Origin of the sequence: Lysobacter stagni (assembly GCF_030053425.1) — a bacterium.
GTDB lineage: Bacteria > Pseudomonadota > Gammaproteobacteria > Xanthomonadales > Xanthomonadaceae > Lysobacter_J > Lysobacter_J stagni.
The window spans coordinates 2,805,110-2,825,505 of record NZ_JASGBI010000001.1 but is presented as its reverse complement, the minus strand read 5'-3'; the positions used below and the strand labels follow the sequence as shown (position 1 = coordinate 2,825,505).

At 67.7% G+C, this 20,396-nt stretch carries 20 protein-coding genes; 4 read left to right on the top strand and 16 right to left on the bottom strand.

Going from position 1 to position 20,396, the window contains the following annotated elements; all coding sequences use genetic code 11:
* Positions 1-684 (bottom strand): MarC family protein, encoded by a 684-nt coding sequence (locus tag QLQ15_RS13065; protein WP_283213200.1) that lies wholly within the window; start codon positions 682-684, stop codon positions 1-3.
* Between the two features lie 283 nt (positions 685-967).
* Between QLQ15_RS13065 and QLQ15_RS13060 the strand changes: the two genes are divergently transcribed.
* Together QLQ15_RS13060 and QLQ15_RS13055 are read left to right on the top strand one after the other, a co-directional pair.
* Positions 968-1,414, top strand: a complete 447-nt coding sequence (locus QLQ15_RS13060; protein ID WP_283213199.1) for a DUF6491 family protein — start codon at positions 968-970, stop codon at positions 1,412-1,414.
* Between the two features lie 31 nt (positions 1,415-1,445).
* Positions 1,446-1,997 (top strand): hypothetical protein, encoded by a 552-nt coding sequence (locus QLQ15_RS13055; protein ID WP_283213198.1) that lies wholly within the window; start codon positions 1,446-1,448, stop codon positions 1,995-1,997.
* A gap of 13 nt (positions 1,998-2,010) precedes the next feature.
* Here QLQ15_RS13055 and QLQ15_RS13050 read toward each other — a convergent pair whose 3' ends face one another.
* Genes QLQ15_RS13050 through QLQ15_RS13040 form a run of 3 tightly spaced genes read right to left on the bottom strand, consistent with a single transcriptional unit; the run spans position 2,011 to position 4,996 of the window.
* Entirely contained in the window at positions 2,011-2,484 is a 474-nt protein-coding gene (locus tag QLQ15_RS13050; protein WP_283213197.1) for a hypothetical protein, read from the bottom strand.
* 28 nt (positions 2,485-2,512) lie between these two features.
* A complete protein-coding gene (locus QLQ15_RS13045) occupies positions 2,513-3,553 on the bottom strand; it encodes an AI-2E family transporter (protein ID WP_283213196.1) in 1,041 nt (346 codons plus the stop codon).
* Positions 3,554-3,568: 15 nt separating this feature from the next.
* Complete coding sequence (locus tag QLQ15_RS13040) at positions 3,569-4,996, bottom strand: MipA/OmpV family protein (protein ID WP_283213195.1); 1,428 nt, start codon at positions 4,994-4,996, stop codon at positions 3,569-3,571.
* 274 nt (positions 4,997-5,270) lie between these two features.
* Here QLQ15_RS13040 and QLQ15_RS13035 point away from each other — a divergent pair, with 274 nt between their 5' ends.
* Both QLQ15_RS13035 and QLQ15_RS13030 read left to right on the top strand, forming a co-directional pair.
* Positions 5,271-5,723, top strand: a complete 453-nt coding sequence (locus QLQ15_RS13035) for an outer membrane lipoprotein (protein WP_283213194.1) — start codon at positions 5,271-5,273, stop codon at positions 5,721-5,723.
* An 85-nt stretch (positions 5,724-5,808) separates the two neighbouring features.
* On the top strand, positions 5,809-6,288 hold the full coding sequence (locus tag QLQ15_RS13030; RefSeq protein ID WP_283213193.1) for a DUF6491 family protein: 480 nt from the start codon (positions 5,809-5,811) through the stop codon (positions 6,286-6,288).
* A gap of 9 nt (positions 6,289-6,297) precedes the next feature.
* Here QLQ15_RS13030 and QLQ15_RS13025 read toward each other — a convergent pair whose 3' ends face one another.
* The 12 genes from QLQ15_RS13025 to QLQ15_RS12970 form a co-directional block, all read right to left on the bottom strand.
* Positions 6,298-8,007: an alpha/beta hydrolase gene (locus QLQ15_RS13025; RefSeq protein WP_283213192.1), complete on the bottom strand. Its 1,710-nt coding sequence runs from the start codon at positions 8,005-8,007 to the stop codon at positions 6,298-6,300.
* A 53-nt stretch (positions 8,008-8,060) separates the two neighbouring features.
* Positions 8,061-8,759 (bottom strand): DUF4410 domain-containing protein, encoded by a 699-nt coding sequence (locus tag QLQ15_RS13020; protein ID WP_283213191.1) that lies wholly within the window; start codon positions 8,757-8,759, stop codon positions 8,061-8,063.
* A 137-nt stretch (positions 8,760-8,896) separates the two neighbouring features.
* The gene (locus QLQ15_RS13015) at positions 8,897-9,571 is read right to left on the bottom strand and encodes a type 1 glutamine amidotransferase domain-containing protein (RefSeq protein ID WP_283213190.1); all 675 of its coding nucleotides are present in this window, start codon (positions 9,569-9,571) and stop codon (positions 8,897-8,899) included.
* A gap of 88 nt (positions 9,572-9,659) precedes the next feature.
* The gene (locus QLQ15_RS13010; RefSeq protein WP_283213189.1) at positions 9,660-10,676 is read right to left on the bottom strand and encodes a saccharopine dehydrogenase family protein; all 1,017 of its coding nucleotides are present in this window, start codon (positions 10,674-10,676) and stop codon (positions 9,660-9,662) included.
* A 26-nt stretch (positions 10,677-10,702) separates the two neighbouring features.
* Entirely contained in the window at positions 10,703-11,605 is a 903-nt protein-coding gene (locus QLQ15_RS13005) for an alpha/beta fold hydrolase (protein WP_283213188.1), read from the bottom strand.
* Positions 11,605-11,742, bottom strand: a complete 138-nt coding sequence (locus QLQ15_RS13000) for a hypothetical protein (protein ID WP_283213187.1) — start codon at positions 11,740-11,742, stop codon at positions 11,605-11,607. Before QLQ15_RS13000 ends, QLQ15_RS13005 begins: the two co-directional genes overlap by 1 nt.
* Positions 11,743-11,829: 87 nt before the next feature.
* Positions 11,830-12,666, bottom strand: a complete 837-nt coding sequence (locus tag QLQ15_RS12995; protein ID WP_283213186.1) for a helix-turn-helix transcriptional regulator — start codon at positions 12,664-12,666, stop codon at positions 11,830-11,832.
* A gap of 148 nt (positions 12,667-12,814) precedes the next feature.
* Positions 12,815-14,401, bottom strand: a complete 1,587-nt coding sequence (locus tag QLQ15_RS12990; protein WP_283213185.1) for a serine hydrolase — start codon at positions 14,399-14,401, stop codon at positions 12,815-12,817.
* 50 nt (positions 14,402-14,451) lie between these two features.
* Positions 14,452-15,480, bottom strand: coding sequence for an N-acetyltransferase DgcN family protein (locus QLQ15_RS12985; RefSeq protein ID WP_283214018.1), 1,029 nt, complete (start codon positions 15,478-15,480; stop codon positions 14,452-14,454).
* 32 nt (positions 15,481-15,512) lie between these two features.
* Complete coding sequence (locus QLQ15_RS12980) at positions 15,513-17,867, bottom strand: TonB-dependent receptor (RefSeq protein WP_283213184.1); 2,355 nt, start codon at positions 17,865-17,867, stop codon at positions 15,513-15,515.
* A gap of 109 nt (positions 17,868-17,976) precedes the next feature.
* Positions 17,977-19,323, bottom strand: coding sequence for a peptide MFS transporter (locus QLQ15_RS12975; protein WP_283213183.1), 1,347 nt, complete (start codon positions 19,321-19,323; stop codon positions 17,977-17,979).
* Entirely contained in the window at positions 19,320-20,327 is a 1,008-nt protein-coding gene (locus QLQ15_RS12970) for a dipeptide epimerase (RefSeq protein WP_283213182.1), read from the bottom strand. The genes QLQ15_RS12975 and QLQ15_RS12970 overlap by 4 nt, the downstream gene beginning before the upstream one ends.
* Positions 20,328-20,396: the final 69 nt, after the last annotated feature.

The following is a 20,396-nucleotide window of genomic DNA, read 5'->3' as shown; positions in this document are numbered from 1 at the left end:
TCATCCCTTGATGCCGTTGAGCTCGGCCCAGCCGTTCCACATGATCTGGATGCCGATGCACAACAGGATGAACGACATCAGCCGAACCATCACCATCGTGCCGACGGGTCCAAGCTTCCCCAGCACCGCAGCGGCGTTCTTGAAGATGTAGTACAGGACGATGGCGACCAGCGTGGCGCCACCCGCCGACACGGCGGCGCCGGCCAGGTAGAGCGCTGGCGAGGTCATCGGGAACTCGGTGCCCAGTGCGATGGCCGCGGCGATGGTGCCCGGGCCCGTCGTCAGCGGAAACGTCATCGGGAAGAAGCTGCGGCTGACGATCTGCTGGTTCGTCAGTGCACGCGCTTCGTCGGCCGCGGCGTTGCGCATCTCGTCTTCGTCGTTCGATCCGAGCATGCGCCAGGCGGCCGCGGCGACCAACAGACCACCGGCCAGGCGCACGGTGGGCAGCGAGATTCCGAAGATCTGCAGGACATATGTGCCGATCAGCATCGAAGTGACGATGACGAACCAGCTGTTGATGGCGATCTGCCGGGCCAGGCGCGTCGCCGACTGCGGGTTGCGCCGGATCGCGGCCACGAAGACGGGGGCCGAGCTGAGCGGATTGATGATCGGCAACAGGGTCATCGGGATCAGCGCGAGGTCCTTGAGGAAGGACAGCAGGTGCGAATCCGCGTACGTCATGGATGCCCTCCCCTCACCGTTCGCCCGCCGTCGTCGCCGTGGCCGGCGAGGCGATGGGAGGGTCGCGGTGTGCGGCATGCGGCATCGGCAAATCCTGTCGGCGAATGTGGGTGACGCAGCGCAGGCGGACGATGGCGTGCCACACGTCATGGACCCGTGAAGGATCGGTGGAGACGTCCGGCCACCCGCTCATGCTAAGTAACTCCGTGCGTCGCGATGCCGCACGATCGTCGTGGCGCTTCTCGTCGCGTCGCCAACGACAGCTCGACGGATGCCTGTACCCATGCGCGCAAAGGCAACTGACGCAGCGTTCCGCCTGATGGCAGTGGCGGTCGTGGCCGCGCTGTGCGCCTGTGTGCATGCGCCGGGCGACCCGCGCGAGCGTCTGGCGCGCTACCGCGGTATCGCCGAGCCGCCCGTGGCCAGCTTTCCCTACGCGCGCAACCTGCGTTGGGAGGCGCTGGGCGACCAGGCGCTGGCGATCTGGCCCTCGCGCGGTGCCGGCTATCTGTTGGAGATGGCGTCACCCTGCCCGGGCCTGGACGACGCGCGCGCCATCCAGATCAGCCAGGCGGATGGCCGCGTGCGTTCGCGCGTGGACAGTGTGCGCGTACTCTCCATGGCAGGATCGCGACCGCTGCAGCGCCCGGCCTGCCCCATCCTGCTGATCAGCCCCATCCCTGCGTCGGCGGCAGTGCAGACAGGAACGCTGCACCCGGTTGAGCCATGAGGATGCCCATCTTCTCTCCAGGAGGCTCGCCATGATGCGTCGCTCTCGGGCATTCGCCGCACTGTCATCTTCCGTGTCCGGCAACGGCACGGCCGACCGGAAGACCCTCGTGATCATCGTGATCGCCGCCCTCGCCGCGATCCTGTTCTTCTCGCTCTACCAGAGGCACGGCACCGACTCGGGCACGCTGACGTCGCCGCAGGAACGCGGCATGTCGGCAGGTCATCGCCTGCTCAACCAGGAAGCCGGGCGCACGTTGCCTGCCAACGCGCCGCGTATCCCACGCGCGGATGCCCTCATCACCCGCGCGTCAGGCCGTTTCCGCATGAGCAAGGAACAGGTGTCCGACGTAGCACTGACCACGCACAACCTGATCGCCAGGGAGCGCCCCGAAGACGTGCTGGACGTCCTGGATGCCACGCTGTTCGCGACCGATGGCATCGCACCGGAGCAGGTGCCGGCGATGGCACCCGTCGCGGCGGCGTACGCGAAGGTGCGCATGAGCGGCGGCACGGTGGCGGCGGCGCGGGACGTGGCCCGCCAGTTCGCGCAGATGGCGGCGCAGGACAGCGCCCACCGCTAGCGCGCGTGCCTGATCATCGCCGGAACCAGCCACGGCGCAGCGCCGCCATGCGACCGAAATACAGTGCGATGAGCAACCCGATGCTGATGATGAGGATCAGGCTGGTCACGCGTACCCACTCGCCACGCGCGGCACGCAGGCGCTCACCGCTGGCGATCTTCTGCAGCTCCAGGATGCAGCGCGAGTCGGCCAGTTCGTTCTGCCGCGTAGCGCTGTAGACGGCGCCTGCACGACGGGCCTCGGCGACTTCGCCGGTGCGTTGCGACAACCGTGCCGCGTCCGTTCCGCTGGCGCCTGCGTCGCCCTGCAACGCACGGCGGCGGCGTTCGAGCTCCTGCCGCGCGACGGCGCGCGTCACCGGCTCGTCCATGCCCGGGCAATTCTCGACCGAACCCTCCGTGCGTGCGGTGGGCCAGCTGGGAATGCGGTTGACCGCCACCAGCGCAAGCACGATGCCGATCGCAATCCACAGGATCATCCGGTACATGGGGCCCTCCTGGGCGTGGGAGTGACAATCAATCGGTCGGGGCGCGCTCGGCCGTGGTTTCGCCGGCCAGCAGTGGCGTCCATGCGCGTGTGGCGGGGTGATGCTCGGCGAAGGTTTTCAGCGCGATCAGGATGGGCACGCCGATGAACGCGCCGGCGATGCCCCAGAGCATGCTCCACAGGAACACCGCGAACAGCACCAGGAACGGCGAGATGGACAGCCGCTGGCCGGCGATGCGCGGTTCCAGATAGCTCCCCAACAGGAACTGCACCAGATTGAGCCCGGCGAAGATCGCCAATGGAACCATCCCATTGCCGAACTGCACGAGTGCGAACAACGTCGGCAGCACGGTCGCGAACAACGGGCCGAGGAACGGAATGAAGTTCAGCGCGAAGGCGATCGTGCCCCACTCCATCGCAAGATCCAGTCCCAACGCGTACGCCAGTGCCCACACCGCCAACCCCGTCGCCGCGCTCATTACCGTGCGGATGAGCATGTAGCGCTGGAACTTCGACGCGGTCTCGCGGCACGCGCCGATGACGTCGGGCCGCCCCGCGCGCACCAGCTTCTGGCGCATGGATTCCACTTCCAGCAGGCCCAGCACCACGAACACCAGCGCTATCACCAGGAAGCTGGCGATCTGCTGCAGGCCCACGCCCAGGCGTTGCACCATCGCGAACAGCCAGCGCGGGTCGAAGTTGTGGATGAACTCGCTGGCCAGGTACAGGCCGTGTCCTTCCAGCCAGGTTTCGATGCGCTGGTAGTGGGCGTGGAAACCGGCGGCATTGGCGATGGCCCACTGTGCCGCGCGGTTGAGCCCCCACATCACCAGACTGGCCATGACCACCACGACGGCGGCGGTGGCCATCACCGTGACCACCATCGCCAGAACGCGCGGCATGCGCCGTTCCGCTTCGCGCTGCAGCGGCCACACCACGGCGACAATGAAGACCGCGATGAACACCGGCGCGAACAGCGATCGCCCCAGGTACAAGGCCGCGAGAACCACGAACACGCCGCAGGCGCCCAGCAGCGGTACGAGCGGCGTCCGGGCGCGTCGCATCGTCATCGCGTACGAAGTTCTTCAGAACGCGGCTTCGACATACGCGTAGATGTAGTTGGAACCGCCGTCCACCGTGCCCAGCAGCTGCGAGCTTGCGAAGATGCCGGACCGGTGCGACACGGCGAAGCCGAAGTACACGTCGTGCCATCGCTCGCTGCCGAAGATGTCGCCCACGCTCACGTCGATGCTCGGCTCCAGGTAGTTGAGCAGCTTGGACGTGTTGCGCTCGCGCTCGGCTTGCGCGGTGACCTCGGTGTACGGAACGCGCTCGGCGTACGACAGGCCGATGCCGAATCCAAGTCGCGTGTTGACACGATGGCTCCAGGGGAATCCGTAATAGAACCCCTTCATGTACGCATCGATCTGCCAGCCGTCCGGCTGCAGGCCCTTCTCGTCGTGGTGAAGCAATCCGACGTACCCGATCAGGTCCAGTGGCCAGCCGTTGAGGCGCGAAACGAAGGGGCGTCCCACATGCACGCCGACGATGTCGGTCGGATCCTCGTCGTTCAGGCCCACGCACTGCAGCGTCATGATACGAACCAGATGGCAGCCGCTTTCGCTGTCGCGCCCGTAGAAGACCTTGACGTAGGTGGGTGCCGAGTCCTCGTCCCAGCGCACCTGGCCGTCGCCGAAGTCATAGGCGGCGCCTGCCATCACGCCCCACTGCAGGTCGTCGTCCACCACGGGGCTGTTGCGGATTTCCGAGGACAACTTCGTCACGTACGCGCCGCCCACCAGGTTCCAGTGCTTCAGGATCCGGTACTTTCCGTACAGTGCGAGCGTCGCGTTCCACCCCGCGCCCGCGTCGTAGGCGGGCCGATCGGGCCGCTCCTCGAACGATGCGACGCCGTAGTAGTAGTCGTTGAGGTCGCCGCTGCGCCAGGACACCATCGCGATCGGTTGCAGGCGCCACCGGTCCGATTCCACCGTGTAGGCGTAGGCGGCCCGCGCTTCGGTGCCGTGCGAGAGACTGGCGATGTCGTGCCGCACGGCCAGCGCCCAGCGTGAGGCGCCGTGTTCGAGGTAGAAACGTGCGCCCAGGTCCGCCCCGGTATTGCGCACCTGCATGCCATCCAGCGACGAGGGCTCCTCGTCTTCCGGATACCCTTCCAGGCGGCGTTCCACGAAGCCTTCCACGCCCATCGTCTCGTTGTTCCATACCCGCACGCCGGCTTCGTTGGCGCGCAGGAAGAAGCGTTCGCCCTCGTAGAGGTACAGCGGCAGGAAGTCGTCGCGCGTGTCGCCGTCCACGTACGGCGAGGACTCGGCGCGGATCATGAAGCCAAGCCCCGCGCTGCCGGGTTCGTCCAGCACGGTGCCCATCAACGAATCCTGAGCGTGCGCACGGGGAACCAGCAGCGCACCAATCGCGACCGTCAGCCCCCAGCGGCGCCAGCCGCTGCGACTGCGCGAGGATGCCAGTGCAAGGGGAATCGCGGGATCCGTCACGGCGCCGTCCTCTCGATACGTCCCGTGCGAACGCTGCGCATCCTGCCGTCGGATCCGGGTGCCGGAAGCAGCGCCCTTACCGCGTTCGCCACGCGCACGACTGGCGCGAAATGTCGTTCAGCCAGTGTCGCGGTTGCGTGAAGTCCATGTCATCGATACGAAGGATCGGGTTCACCGCTACTTCACCGTGGAAGGCGTAATCCACCGATTCGTCGCCGGACGTTACGGATTGTGAGTCCGACGCGAATTCGCCATGGACAACGGAGACCGTGAGATGAACAGCAAGGCAGCCGCGTTGATCGTCGTTGGGGTTCTCACCGCAGCCGGGTGCGCCACGCACTCCACGCCCAGTACGTTCAACCGGTCGGAAGTAGGCACGGCACGCACCGTGGAATGGGGCACCATCCGCGGGCTGCGAGACGTCACCATCCAGAACGATTCGCGCGGCGTGGCCACCGCCACGGGCGCGGTGCTCGGCGGTATCGCAGGCAGCACCATCGGCGGCAGCAGCCGTGCGAATGCAGCCGGTGCGGTCGCGGGCGCGGCCGCGGGCGGCGCGGCAGGCAACACGATGGCGCGCGGCAGCCGTGCGGGTGTCGAGATCACGGTCGAACTGGAATCCGGCCGAACCATCGCGGTCACGCAGGATGGCACCAGTCGCGACTTCCGCGTCGGCGACCGTGTGCATGTGTCCTCCGACGGCACCACGACGCGCGTGACGCGCTGATGCACTGGATTACAACCGCACCGGCGCGGGGGTGACACCCTCGCGCTGCGTGCCTTTCCCCACCCGAACCACGACGGGCCACACCATGCGCAACGCTCTGTCCTGGCTGGTGCTCGCCGCCGCGCTGGCGGCGTGCGCGACCGGCCCTACCCTCACCCCGCAGGAACGGCTGGCGCTGTACCGCGAGCACGCCGGCGCGCCGGTCCTGTCGTTCCGTCTGGACCATATCGGCGGCATGCACAACTGGACGGCGCTGGGCGACCAGTCGCTGGTGATCTGGACCAGTTCCAATCGCGGCCATCTGCTGGAACTGCGCTCGCGCTGCCCCGGCATGATGATGTCGCCGCGCCTGTCGATCACCAACACGATGGGACAGGTGACCGCCCGCATGGACCGGGTGGTGCCACGTACCGCAGCCGGGCCCACCGGCAGCTCGTGCCGTATCGAATCCATCCGCCCCATCGATGGACGTGCGCTGCGTGACGCAAAACGCGAGCTGCGCGAAGCCAACTACATCGAACTCAACGCCGCACCGCCGGAAGCACCGGACACGCCGTCGGATTGAGGCCTGGCCTCAACCGCCGCCTTCGTTCTCGTCGCCGGACAGTTCCGCGGCGCGGCGTTCGTCGAGCGTGCGTTTGAGCCGCGACAGGTCCTGCGGCGACCACCCCTCCACGCCCGTGACCTGCAGCCACGCGTCGACGTAATGCGAGGGCGCGTACACGTGCCCGTAGCCCATCGGCGCCTCGTTGGCCAGGATCATGTCCAGCGCCAGCTGCGCCATCGACACCACCGGGTACCAGCGCATCTGCGGCGCGACATCCGGTCCGCGCGTGGGATACAGCCATATCGGCGAGCGGAAGGCATCGCGGTAGTCGAAGAACGTCACCGCGTCGCTCGCGTACTGCAGGTACATGATGCGCATCACGCCCCACGGGGCGTCGGCCGGAACGGGTGAGCCGTGCTGGTTCATGAAGCGCACGAACGCGCCATCGCGGAACTGCGGAAGCCACGCCGGCGTACCGGCATTGCGCGCCAGCGTGATCGCACGCCAGTGGCTCGCCGCGAACGGTGGCCCGCTCCAGAGCGCGCCGTGTGGCGGATCGCCGAGAACGTCGAACAGATCGAGCGAGCGCTCCGAATTCATCGCGCCCAGGCTGAGGCCGTGCAGGTACAGACGCGGCCGCTTGTCCCTGGGCAGTGTCCGCCAGTAACCGTAGACCGCCCGGAACAGCGCCTGCGAGGTTTCCCTGCCGTACTCGGGCTCGATGATCAGCGACAGCGGGCTGGACAGATAGGAGTACTGCATCGCGACGCTGGCGATGTCGCCGCGGTAGAGGTATTCGACCGGTTCGATCGCGGCCGGGTCGACCCATCCGGTTCCGGTCGGCGTGATGACGATCAGCGCCGCGCGCGAGAATCCGCCCACGCGCTTGAGTTCCGCCAGCGCCAGCTGCGCGCGCTCCTCTGCCGAGGGCGCCGAAGGCAGTCCGGCGTACACGCGCAATGGCGCCTGGGAAGGCGCACCGGCCATCGTGGCGACGGCCTCGGCCGTCGGCGTGGACGCGACGTACCGCCGCCCCATGCGCCCAAGGTTGTCCCATGCGATGAGCGAATCCGGTCCGCCACTGCGGTCCCATTCCGTTGGTGGCGCGGTGTCGGGCGGTATCAACGCGTCGGCCTGGCGGAACGAGGAATCGATGAGGTGCATGGCGATGCGAAGCACCACCTGATTGGTCAGCGCGACGACCAGCAGCACCACACCCAGTACACCTAGCGCGTTCGCGACGCGACGCGGAAACACCCGCGCCAGCAGGCGCGAAAGGCGCCTTGCCATCGCCCGCAGAAAACGTGAGAACGCCAGGAGGGCTACGAACACCACCAGCGCGATCACACCCACCTGCAGCGAAACCCCATGGCCGACCATCGGCATGTGGAACACGCCGCGGACCATGTTCTGCCAGTGCGGCGCGCGCCACAGCGCGCAGAGGGCCAGCAGCAGGCAGAGGCCGTGGATGATCCTGCGCGCGCGCCTGCGCAGGTCCTCGCGCGCCAACGGCAGCTCCAGGTATCGCCAGGCCCAGCAGAGCATCACGCCCAGTGCGTACCCGGCCGCCATGCAGGTTCCGGCCAGCACGCCCTGCATCATCGGCGTGCGTGGAATGAGGCTGGGCGTCAGCGAGGCCGCGAAGAACAGCGTGCCCAGCAACACGCCCACGGTCGCAAGCGGCCGCCACATGCATTCGGCCAGGCGCAGCGGCGGCGGCAGGTCGGACGTTTGCATCGCGATGCTCCCCATGGCGGTGCGGTGCGCGGACGTCGGAGCGCCGTGGTGCCTCAGGTGGAACCCAGCCAACCGCGCTCGCGATAAAGGTCGACGATTGCCCTAGCGATACTGTCGGCGGTGCGTTGCGCGGCAGCACGAATGGATTCGGGGCCGCGCTCCTGCAGCACATTCGACGTGCCCGATACCGCCGCCGTGCTTGCCGCGGCGCCGGTCACTCCCAGCGGCAGCAGGATGCCGGGCAAGGCGCCGCCGCGGGTGTCGGCCTGCGCGGTCGCAAGCGAACGCGGGCCGGTGGCCGTGATCTGGAACGCTTCGACCACGGTGGTCAGCTCGCCTCGACCGGCCCCGAACCCCACCAGTACGCGCATGGTCCGGCTGCCCGGAACGATCGAGACGAACTCGCCGCGCAGCACCACGTCACCCACCTTCGGCACGGGGCCCGCGCCGACCGGATAGGCATCGATCCCGGCCTCGCGCAATCGTGTGATCACCTGCTGCGCGACCTGGCGCCCAAGCTGCCTGCCCAGCTCCACCTCCTGCGTGGACTGTGCGGTCTCGCTCTGTTCGAAGTAGCCGGTGATGGGCGAGTCCGGCGGCAGATCGCCGCGGGTGCCGGCGAAGTCGTAGACCAGGATGCGCTCGGGCCGCTCCAGCGCATGCGGCGCGGATGAGCGCTCGAACTGTGGTGAAGATGTGGTGGCACAACCGGCGACGACCAGCAGTGCACCCAACATCAGCGCACGACCCACGTGGCGTACCTCCGGCGAGCTGCGATCGCGCTGGCAATGGGACACGGCACGCATCCACCTGAAAAGCCCGCGCCATCATCGCGCCGGCCGGTGAGGTCCGGGTGAAGGATCGATGCCGTGCACCCGACCGCGTGATGTCAGCCCAACGCCTTCAGAAGCGCCTTCGCCGTCGCTTCGGACGAAGCCGGGTTCTGCCCTGTGATCAGGCGACCATCGACCACCGCCAAGCTGTGCCAGTCGTCCACGCGTTCGAACTTTCCGCCCAGACGCTTGAGTTCGTCCTCCACCAGGAACGGTACCACATCGGTCAGCTTCACTGCGGCTTCCTCCGAATTGGTGAAGCCGGTGACGCGCTTTCCCTTCACGATCGGCGCGCCCTCGTACATGGCGTGACGCAGTACCGCGGGGCCATGGCAGACGGCAGCCACCGGTTTGCCCGACTCGTAGAACGCCTCGATGAGCCGCTTCGATGCCTCGTCTTCCGCGAGATCCCACAGCGGGCCATGCCCACCGGGATAGAAGATCGCATCGAAGTCATCGGCCGACACTGCATCCAGCCGATGGGTATGCGCCAGGACTGCCTGCGCCGCCGTGTCGGCCTTGAAGCGGTCCTGCGCGGGCGTCTGGTTCGCGGGGTCGTCGCTCTTGGGATCGATCGGCGGCTGCCCGCCCTGCGGCGAGGCCACCGCCACGTCCGCACCGGCGTCGGTGAACACGTAGTACGGCGCCGCGAATTCCTCCAACCAGAAGCCGGTCTTCTCGCCGGTGTTTCCGAGCCGGTCATGCGAGGTGAGCACCATCAGGATCTTCATCCACGTTCTCCTTGAGCGCGTTACCACACGCGTTTTCAAGGACGGCACTGTAGCGACGGCGCGGTTAGCGACGGGTGATCCGTGGCAGTCACGCTCCGACTTCCAGCACGAAGGGCTCCGGCGCCAGCGATGCCAGGAATGCACGTGCATCGAACAGCTGCCCCGCGGACCGTGCGCCGCGGGCGGACACGCTTCCGGTCACCACGCGCTCCATCGCCTCCACGATCAACGGCGCGCTGACGGCGTAGATGTCGCGGCCCTGCACCGTGGCGCGACGTGTGACGGCGCCCCGCTGGACGTGCACGTCGACGATGAATGTCTGTGCCGAGCGACCCCGTTCGTCCACGGCCTGCGGGGTCGGTGTGGCAGGATCGCGCAGGTCGCGCAGCGGCGCGGAGTTCATGTACGAATGCACACGCGGGCAACGCACGTGACGCGCGATCGCGACGATCTCCGACAGCGGCAGCATGGTCACTTCCTGCTCGCCCAACGGCGGTGGAAAGCGCCAGGCTCGGGTGAGCGGCGGACTGGGCACCACCTGGAGCGAGCCGTCGCGCACGATCCAGCGCGGCCAATGGTTGCGCTCGCCGGTCACGCGCGTGCCCTGTGTGGGATGCCAGCTGTCCAGTCCGACCGCGATGTCGATGCCGTCGGCTTCCCTCCAGTCGTCCATCGCCGCCATGACGAGCAGTTCCGCCAATGCGCCGTAGAACGCCACCGACGGCATCGCCACGGTGCCGGCCTCGCGTGCACGTTCGTCGAAGCGTTCGTACACCGACCACGCGGCGCACTGTTCGGCGCTGGTGTCGAAGTAGTGGGCGCCAGCCCGCAGCGCCGCCTCCAGCACCGGCTCGCCCGTCTCGAGGAACGGCCCCGCCGCGTTGATGACCGCAACGGCACCGTGGACGGCGCGGTCGAGCGAGGCGGGATCGTCGATGCCCGCCACACGACCTTCCAGATGTCGGTGGCGGGCGACCTGTGCGGCCAGTTTCGTTGCGTCGCGACCGGACAGGATCGGTGTCCAGCCGCGCCGCAACAGCTCGTCGACGATGAATCGTCCGGTGTGGCCGTAGGCGCCATACACGGCGATCGGGCCCGGTTTCATCGTCGCTTCCACGGTGCCCATGCCGTTCACGCGTTCGCCTGTTCGCGGGCCGCCTCGTCCACTTCCACCGTGCTGGCTGCGAGCCAGTGCGCGCGTAATGCATCGTTGAACTCGGACGGCCGTTCCTCCGGGAAGAAGATGCGCGCACCTTCGAACTCGATGCGCCGGCGCGTGCCGGGGATGGTCTGCTGCAGCCAGCTCGACCACTCCACCGGGAAGTACACGTCGTCGGTGCCCCAGGCGATGAGCGTCGGTGTCTGCAGGCGGCGCAGGCCATCTTCGATGGCCAGCGTGTGCCGGCAGTCGAATGCGTTGACGAACGCTTCCAGCTGGCGCAGACGACGCGTGGACTCGATGAACGGACGCAGGTATGTGGCGATGGTGTCGTCGCTGACGTCCGCCGGGCGCTCGTACGCCGGCGCGAGGGCCTGCCGGTACACGTCGTGGTCGGACCACATCGCCTTCAACGTTCCCTGCAGGCCACCGGCGGCCACCATGGCGACGAACGCCTGGAAGGCTTCGGGCGGCCAGTTGTCATGGGCGTCGCAGTTGGTCAGCGTGAGACTGCGCAGTCGCTGCGGATACAGCGCAGCGAAAATCTGGCAGATGCCGCCGCCGCTGTCGTTGCCGACGAGATCGATGCGATCGATGCCCAGCGCATCGAGGAACTGCGCCAGCATGTGTGCGTTCGCCGTGACCGAGACATCCTGCCCATCGGCAGCTTCCGTTCGTCCGTGGGCCAGCAGGTCGACGGCGATGCAGCGACGTACGTCGTCCAGTGCATCCAGCTGATGGCGCCAGAGGTAGCCATTGAGCAGCACGCCGTGGACGAACAGTGCGACCGGTCCCTGGCCGCGCTCGACGTAACCGATCACTCCCGACGGCGTGGCCACGGACTTGTAGTCGTTGGTATGGGTGCGTGCGTCCATCAGGCACCCGCTTCCGCTTCACGCAGCTTCTGCGCACATTCTTCGCAGCACACCTCGACGGCACGGCCGCCGATGGTCACTGCCACCGCATTCTCGTCCAGCGGGTAATCGCACACCGCGCAGGTCTTCTCGCTCATGACACGCTCCTGTTGTGGCCCGACATCCGGGCAGGCACAGGAGACCATCGCGGCGCGCGGCCGGCTGTCGAAATCTTTAGCGACCTGTCACGCGCTCTTGGCCAGCGCCGAGGCGCGGAACTCGGACGGCGTGCGCCCGTACATCTGCTTGAACGCGGCGGCGAAATGGCTGTGGCTGGAGAATCCCAGGTCCATCGCCAATGCGGACATGTCGTCGCACCGCGCCAGCAGGTCCAGCGCACGCGCCAGACGCAGTCGCAGGTGGTAGCGGTGCAGCGGCACGCCTTCCACCTGCTGGAAGGCCTGCGTGAGGTACACCGGCGACCCGCCGATCTCCGCTGCGATCTCGGCCAGTTTCCATTGCCGTCCCAGGTCGGACGCCAGCAGCACCTTCACCCGATCGACCAGATGGCGCCGCACATGCGTGGCGGAGGTGGCGTGCGTGGTGCGTGGGCCAAGGCTGCGGCAGACCAGCGTCAGCGCCAGGCTTTCGGCTTCCAGTGGCTCGATGGTGCCGTGGTCCAGGCTGTGGCGCAGCAGCGCGACCAGCGCCTGCGCGCGCGGATCGATGCGCAGCGATTGCGTGCGGAACGCGGGATCGTCGGGGCGTTGCAGCAGGTCCGCCGGCGCCAGCTCGCGCAGCAACTCCGGCGACACCGCCAGCACGAAGCTCGAATCGCCACCGTCGATGGGATGGCTGACGCGGTAGCCCTCGCCGGCATTGAAGAACAGCACATGGTTGGCATCGGCGACGGACTGCTCGTTGCCCACATGGCGCAGGTACAACCCGCGATACGGGAACACCAGGTGCGTGGCGCGCGCGCATTCCTCCGCACTGCGATGGCGGCAGGTGCCGCGGCAGCGTACGTCCTTCACCGTGACGGTACCGGTGTCCAGCAAGGGGTTGACGGTGAATTCCGACATCCGAAGAAGGCATCCGTGGTCGCGAACGGACGGGCACCGCCAGGCGCCCTGTCCGGATCGTGCAGTGAACCTGCACCGCCACGGGGAGACTATCGAAATCTTTAGCCGGCCGCGTTGACCTCGCAGGTCAACGCGGCACGGGACCGCCCTACTTCGCCGTCACCGGCGTGAACAGCAGGTCCTGGTAGTCGTAGCTGAAATCCGCCAGCGGTGAGACGGGCTTCATCGTCACCCGCTCCACCTTGCCTTCCGCACCCAGGTTGAAGGTGACATAGGCGGGCTCCAGGCTGCGGTCGTCCCAGGCCACCTTGAAGGTGTCGTACTGCCAGTGGCTGAGCGTGCCGGCCATGTCCGGTGTCTGCTTGAAGTCGATGCGCATCCGCCCCTTGTCGGCGGTGATGTCGATCGGGCCGTACCACGGATCGCTGTAACGTCCGGCGTACTGGGCCGGCGTCAGCGAAGGACGCGAGGGCTTCGCGTCCACCTTCGCCTCGCGCAGCGCGGCCTTGGCCTTGTCGACGTTGCCCGCGCGGAAAGCGGCGAAGTCGGAGACCCAGTCGTGCTTCGGCGCGTCCAGGTAATGGTCGAGCAGTTCGTACTGCAGGCCGCGCAGCGCCACGCCGTCCTCGGAGTTGATCTGCAGCGAGAAACCGATGTTCTTCTCCGGGATCAGCACCACCATCGTCTGCACGCCGAACACCGCGCCGCCGTGCTCGATGACCTTCACCCCACGGTAATCGCGCACGTCCCAACCCAGCGCGTAGGCCGAGAACTGCGGCGTGGTCGCGGCCAGCGGACCCGGATAGCCGTGGATCGGCATCAGCACCTGCGGTGTCCACATCTGCTCCGAGCTCTCCTCGCTGAAGAGGCGCCCGCCTTCCGGCAACGCACCGTGCGCCAGCTGGATGGAAAGCCAGCGGCCCATGTCGTGCGCACTGGACGACACACCGCCCGCCGGCGCCGCGTTCGAGCCCAGGCTGCGTCGTTCGTCCAGCACCTCCTGGGTGCCCACGCCACGCATGCCGCCGTCCATGCGCGCGTGCGGCTGCACGCGGTTGGCGGTGGCGAAGCGGCTGGCGTCGTCGGTGGTGGAGACGTTCATGCCGGCCGGGCGCAGGACGCGTTCGCGCACGAACTGCTCCCAGGTCTTGCCCGACACCGCTTCGATCAACTGCCCTGCGACGACGTACAACACGTTGTCGTACGCATAGCCGCTGCGGAAGCTGGTGGCCGGCTTGATGTAACGCAGGCGGCGCACGGTTTCGGCGCGGCTCAGCGAAGAGCGCGGGACGAACATCAGGTCGCCCGCGCCCAGGCCCAGGCCGCTGCGATGGACCAGCAGGTCGCGGATGGTCATCTCCCGCGTGACCCACGGGTCGTACATCTGGAAACCCGGCAGGTGGTCGGTGACCTTGTCGTCCCAGCCGATCTTGCCTTCGTCGACCAGCACCGCCAGCGCGGCGGTGGTGATGGCCTTGCCGGTGGAACCGGTCGGGAAGATGGTGTCGGCATCCACCGGCTCGGGCGAACCCAGCCGCCGCACGCCGTAGCCCTTGGCATGCACGACCTTGCCGTCCTCGACGATGGTGACGGCCATGCCGGGAATGCCGATGTCGTGGATGACCTGCTCCACGCGCGCATCGAGGTTCTCCGGCGGTGCGGCGCAGGCAACGCCGCCGCTCAGCGCGAGCGCCAGCGCCACGGCGCTGCGCAGCGGATGGATACGTCCGGGCATCGTGGTGTTCACTCCTGTGTGTGGCGTCGCGTGTGTGCGCGAGGGAAGGTTCAGGCCAGGCATGCATCCACCAGGCGTTCCAGCGCCGGACCGCCGCGCAACGGATCGGCAACGGGGCAACCCAGTCGTCCGGCTTCGGTTTCGATCAGTCGTTCCGCACTGGCCGCGTCCATCCGCGCGGTGTTGAGGCTGACGCCGGCGCAGCGGATGTTCGGTTGCGTGCGCCGGCCCAGCGCGAGCGTGAGGTCGATGGTGTCCTGGATGCCGGGCAGCGAATAGTCGGGATAGCCCAGCGTCGCGTCGCGACCCGGTTCGTGGCACACGACGATCACGTCCGGCTGGCTGCCGTGCAACAGCGACAGCGAGACCCCGGCGTAGGCCGGATGGAACAGCGACCCCTGCCCTTCGATCACGTCCCAGTGCGCCGGGTCCGCATCGGGCGTGAGCATTTCCGCCGCACCGGCGGCGAAATCCGCGACCACGGCGTCCATCGGAATGCCACCGCCCGCGATGAGGATGCCGGTCTGCCCCGTGGCTCGGAACGTCGCGTCCACGCCACGCGAGGTGAACTCGCGCGCCAATGCCAGGGCCGTGTACTTCTTGCCCAGCGCACAGTCGGTGCCCACGGTGAGCAGGCGCTTGCCGGAACGCCGACGGCCGGACGCGACAGGGATACCGGCCGGTGGCTCGCGCACGTCGATCAGGCGCCGGCCAAGCCGCTGCGCAGCCTCGCGCAGTGGTTCGATGTCGCGCAAGCGTGCGTGCATGCCACCGACGAGGTCCAGCCCCGCCTCCATCGCCCGCAGCAGCGCGGGGATCCAGCCGGGCGGAATGAACCCGCCCGCATTGGCCACGCCGATCACCAGCGCTTCCGCACCAGACGCGGCCGCCTCCTCCGGAGTGAGGAACGGCAGGCCGGTGGTGACGCTGGCCCCGTCGCAGGCGTACTCGCCCAGGCAGCGGTCGCCGGCCCAGTCGCGAAGACCGAAGGCGGTCTTCGCGTAACCGGGCTCGGTCGTGTCGCCGAGGAACAGCAGGTAGGGTTGCGGTAGAACGACTTCGGACTTCAAGCGAATCACCCCGGCGGAATCGACGACCTGTTGCATGCACATCAGAAGCGGTAGTCGACCTCCAGGCCGAACGTGCGCGGCTGGATCGGTGTGGCCGCCGTGTGGTGCGTCACGCCGGTCACCGCGCTGGTGATGTCGTTCATGGTCGAGAACGCGCGCTCGTCGGTGGCGTTCTTCATGTAGGCGCGCAGCGTCCAGTTCTCGTTGGAGAACGCGGCATACAGGTCGACGGCGTAGTAGCTGTCGATCACCAGCGGTTCGGTGATTTCGGTGTCCAGCACCGTCGGCGGATCGAGCAGGCGCACCACCTGGCGTTGCGTGGTGCCGTTGGTGCGGTCGTCCACCCAGCGCACGCCGCCGCCGAAGGTGGCGCTCCAGTCGCCGCCCAGCGGCAGGTAGTAGTCGGCCGTGAGCGACCACGTCAGGTCGGGCACGTACGGCATGCGGTCGTCCTTCAGGCCGGTGTTGAGTTCCACCTGCGCAGCGCCGGCCGGGACGATGATGGTCGGAAAATCCTCGTCGAGGTTGGCGTCGTTGTAGGCGGCGTTGAGCCCCAGGCTCAGGCCTTCGATCGGACGCAGCGTCAACGACGCCTCGATGCCGCGACTGGTCGCTTCACCGCCGTTGACCAGGCCGCTGACACCGTTGACCTGCGAGGCCACCTGGATGTCTTCCCAGTCGATCTGGTACCCGACCAGGTCGAAGAGCACGCGGTCGTCGGAGAAGGCCGACTTCATGCCGATCTCGTAGCTGGTCAGCATCGAGGAATCGACCACGGGCGGCAGGCCCGTGACCAATACGTTGGGGCCGCCGGGCTGGTAGCCGGTGGCGGCCTTGGCGTAGACCATCACGTCCTTGTTGATCTGGAACTGCGGCGTGATGCTCCAGGTGAACACGTTCTCGGTGGAGCTGTTCTCGTCGCGGCCGATGGGCAGCAACAGGCCGTCGGTGACGATCTGCGCGAAGTCCTGCTCGTTACGCGAGAAGCGCACGCCGGCGCCGAGCTTGAAACGGTCGTTGAACCGGTAGGAACCGTTGGCGAAGACCGCGGTTTCCTCGTACGTGCTCGGGATGAACAGTTCGCCCAGCGTGCGCAGGCCCGGCAGCGGCGTGCCGTCGAGCTGGTTCAGGCCGACGAACTGGTGGTTGTCGCCGTCTTCATCGGAGTAGAACGTGCCCAGCATCCACTCGAACGCCTGGCCGGACTTCGAAGTCAGGCGGAATTCCTGCGTGATCTGCTTGAGGTCGAGCGTGTAGTCCAGGTAGGCGCTGCCCGGGTCGGGCATTCCCAGCAACAGCGTGTACTCGCCGTAGGCCAGCGTCTGGTCGGTGCGGATGAAGGTGTGGGTGTCGGAGTAGCCCGTTGCCGACACGAAATCGGCGAAGCCCAGGTCCCAGTTGGCGGTCAGCGCATAGTGGTCGAGGTTCTTCTCGAACGGCTCGTCCACGTAGACGTAGTTGCTCAGGCCGGCGATCGGCTCATGCGTTTCCGCGTCCAGCGCGATGATGGCGTTGTTGTCGCTGTCGATCTCCTGCCGCATGACGGAGAACTCGAGGCTGGCCACGTCGCCCTGCCACAGCAGCGCGGCGCGGGCGCTGGTCTGCTCGCCTTCGTTGATGTCCTTGCGGCCGTCGACGAGGTTGTCGACGTAGCCGGCAATCTCGTTGCTGGCATAACTGGCGCGCAGCGCCAGGCTGTCCTGCACCAGCGGCACGTTCATGCCGACGCGATAGTTCCAGCCCAGGTCGCCTGCCCCTTCGGTATCGGACACGCCGCCGCCGATGCGGAACTCGGTCTGCGACACATCCGGCCGGCGCGTCATGTACTTGAGCAGGCCGCCCATCGCACCGGCGCCATACAGCGTTCCCTGCGGGCCGCGCAGCACTTCGATGCGGTCGATGTCGTAGGGGAACAGGTCCAGGGCGAACAGCGTGGCCTGCTGGTAGATGCCGTTGGAGCCAATCGGCGTCTCGTCGATGTAGGTGCCGACGGTGGAACCGGATGACATCGCCGCGATGCCGCGCATCGAGACCTGCGACTGGCCCGGCGAGCCGTTGGACTGCACCTGCAGGCCCGGCAGATAGCTGGCGTAATCGGTCATCTGCGTCGCGCCGATGTTCTCCAGCTGTTCGCTGCCCAGCACGCTGATCGAGGACGCGACTTCGCGGATGTTCTCCACGCGCTTGTTGGCCGTGACCATGACGGCGCCAAGGTCGTGGGCACGCTGCGGGGACGAACCGTCGGACGCGGCATCCGCAGGTGCGGCGGCGTCATCGACCGGCGCGTCGGCCGCGACCTGCGCGAATGCGGGCGCGGCCAGGGCGAGGCTCGCCACGATGGCCAAGGACAAGGAACGTCGCCGGATGGCGGCGACGCGCACGCGATGCTGGTTCATGCCTTTCTCCCCGATTGGTGTACCGCATGGCGGCCAAAGCTGGCCTTCGTTTTCCCTTCCCTGCCATAAATCTCCTGATCAGGCGATAATCATCCTAATCAGAGAATTGTCAATCTGCCTCGCAACATCCGGTCGCGACGGTGTTCTGTTGGTCCTGCCGCCGGGCTTCGATGTGCTGCGCCTCGATCCGCCGCGTGGCCCCGTCCAGCAGACGCAGCAGCAGCGCGGCGGTGGCCGCGACGGCGGTCATGAGGACGAAGAAGCGGGTCGGGCCGACGCGGGTCCATGCGGTGCCCAGGAATCCGGCCAGCAGGCTTCCGCCGAACGTGGCGAAGAACCACGCGGCGATCGTGGTAGCGCCATGGCCGGTGGGGGCCAGGCGCGCGAACAGGCCCAGGCCGATGGGAAGGATGAACAGCTCGCCCGCCGTGAGCATCACGAAGAACAACGCCAGCCACAGCCAGTGCGCCTGCCCCGGCGCCGCGACCGCGCTGACCACCGCGAGCATCGCGTAGGCACTGCCCACGCCCAGCGCGCCCAGTGCCATCTTGCGAGCGGCCGGCGGTTCGGCGCCGCGACGCGCCTGTCGCGTCCAGTGCGCGACGAATACCGGCGTGAGCGAGATGACCAGCAGCGGATTGAGGGCCTGGAACCAGGTCATCGGAATGACGAACCCACCAAGCGCGCGGTCGACCCCCGTGTCGGACCACAGCGCGATGGTGTTGCCGACCTGTTCGTACGCACCGCGGAACAGCATCACGATGAGCGCGATGGCCGCCAGCACGATCACTCGCTGGCGCAGTGCATGCGCCGGCAATGCGCTCGTTGTGGGCCGGGCGTCCACGCTTCCCCGTGGACGCCGCACGTCCTCCGGCAGATGGCGTCCGCCGAGTACGTAGATCGCCAGACCCGCCAGCATGCCGATGCCTGCGGCCCCGAAGCCCCAGTGCCAGCCGTACAGCTCGCCCAGCGTGCCGCACACGAGCGGCGCGAGCAGGCCGCCCAGGTTGATGCCCACGTAGTACACGTTGTAGGCCGAGCCGCGACGCGGATCGTCCTTGGCGTACAGGCCGTCGATCTGGCTGGGCAGGCTGGGCAGGAACAACCCGTTGCCCAGCGCGATGGCGGCCAGCGCGAAGAAGAACAGGCTTTCCGACGCCATCAGGAAATGGCCCAGCGCCATCACCGAACCGCCGATGATCACCGCGGCGCGGCGACCCAGCCAGCGATCGGAGATCACGCCGCCGACGATCGGCGTGAAGTACACCGTCGCGGTGTACAGGCCGTAGATCATCGAGGCCTGTTCCTGTGCGAACAGCAGCTGCTTGGTCATGTAATAGACCAGCAGCGCCCGCATGCCGTAGTAGGAGAACGTCTCCCACGTCTGCGTGAGGAACAGCACGGTGAGGCCGCGCGGCTGGCCCCACAGGTCGCGTCCGCTCACGGGCGGGTTCATGCCGCCCCACCCCACACGGCGTCGGGACTGCGGACATGGCCGTCGGCGTAGATCACGCCCGGCTCCCGGTCGTGGGTGAGGAACTGCGCGCCGTCGAGATCGACGATGTCGCAGTGCTGGCCGAGCACGAAACCCGGCGCCATCGCCCAACTGGTGCCGATCATGTTGCCCACCATCACCTGCAGACCCAGCTCACGCGCACGGGTGGCCATCAACAGGCCTTCGGTGAGGCCGCCGCACTTGTCCAGCTTGATGTTCACCACGTCGAAACGGCCGACCAGCGCCGCGACTTCGTCCAGCCCCTGCACGCTTTCGTCAGCGGCGATGGGAATCGGACAGTCGATGCCGTCCAGGTCCGCTTCGCGCCCCCGCGCGCACGGCTGTTCGAGCAGCGACACCCCGCATTCCACCAGCACCGGGATGAGGCGCTGCAGCGTGTCGGGCACGTAACCCTGGTTGGCGTCCACGCCGATCCACACATCCGGTCGCGCCGCGCGCACGGCACGTACGCGGGCGCCGTCCAGGTCCACTTCACCCGTGAGCTTGATCTTGATCGCACGCGCGTGGTCGTAACGCACCGCACCGCGCGCCATCACCGCCGGATCGTCCGCGCCCAGCGTGAAGGTGGTGATCAGTGGCCGCGGTGCATCCAGCCCGGCCAGCTTCCACACCGGAGTGCCGGTGCGCTGCGCTTCCAGCTCCCACAGCGCACAGTCCAGCGCGTTGCGCGCACCGCCCGGCGGCAACAGGCGACGCGCCTGCTCGCGGTCGATACCGCCTTCGATCACCGCACGATGCTGCTCGATCGTCTCGCGCATCGTCGCGGGATGATCGTTGAGGTAGTACACGCCGGCGGCCTCGCCGCGGCCGCGTGCCACGCCGTCGCTCAGGGTCACCACGGTCACGGGCGACTCGTGGAAGACATGGCCGGAGATGCGGAACGGAGTGACCAGCCGCAGCGGTTCGTTGCGGACGTCAAGCTGGAGGGTACGTACTGCGCTCATGCGGCTTTCCCAGGACGAGTGCCGGGAGTCCGCGGGGCCATGGAGGCCCCGCAGTGTCGGCGGTGTGAC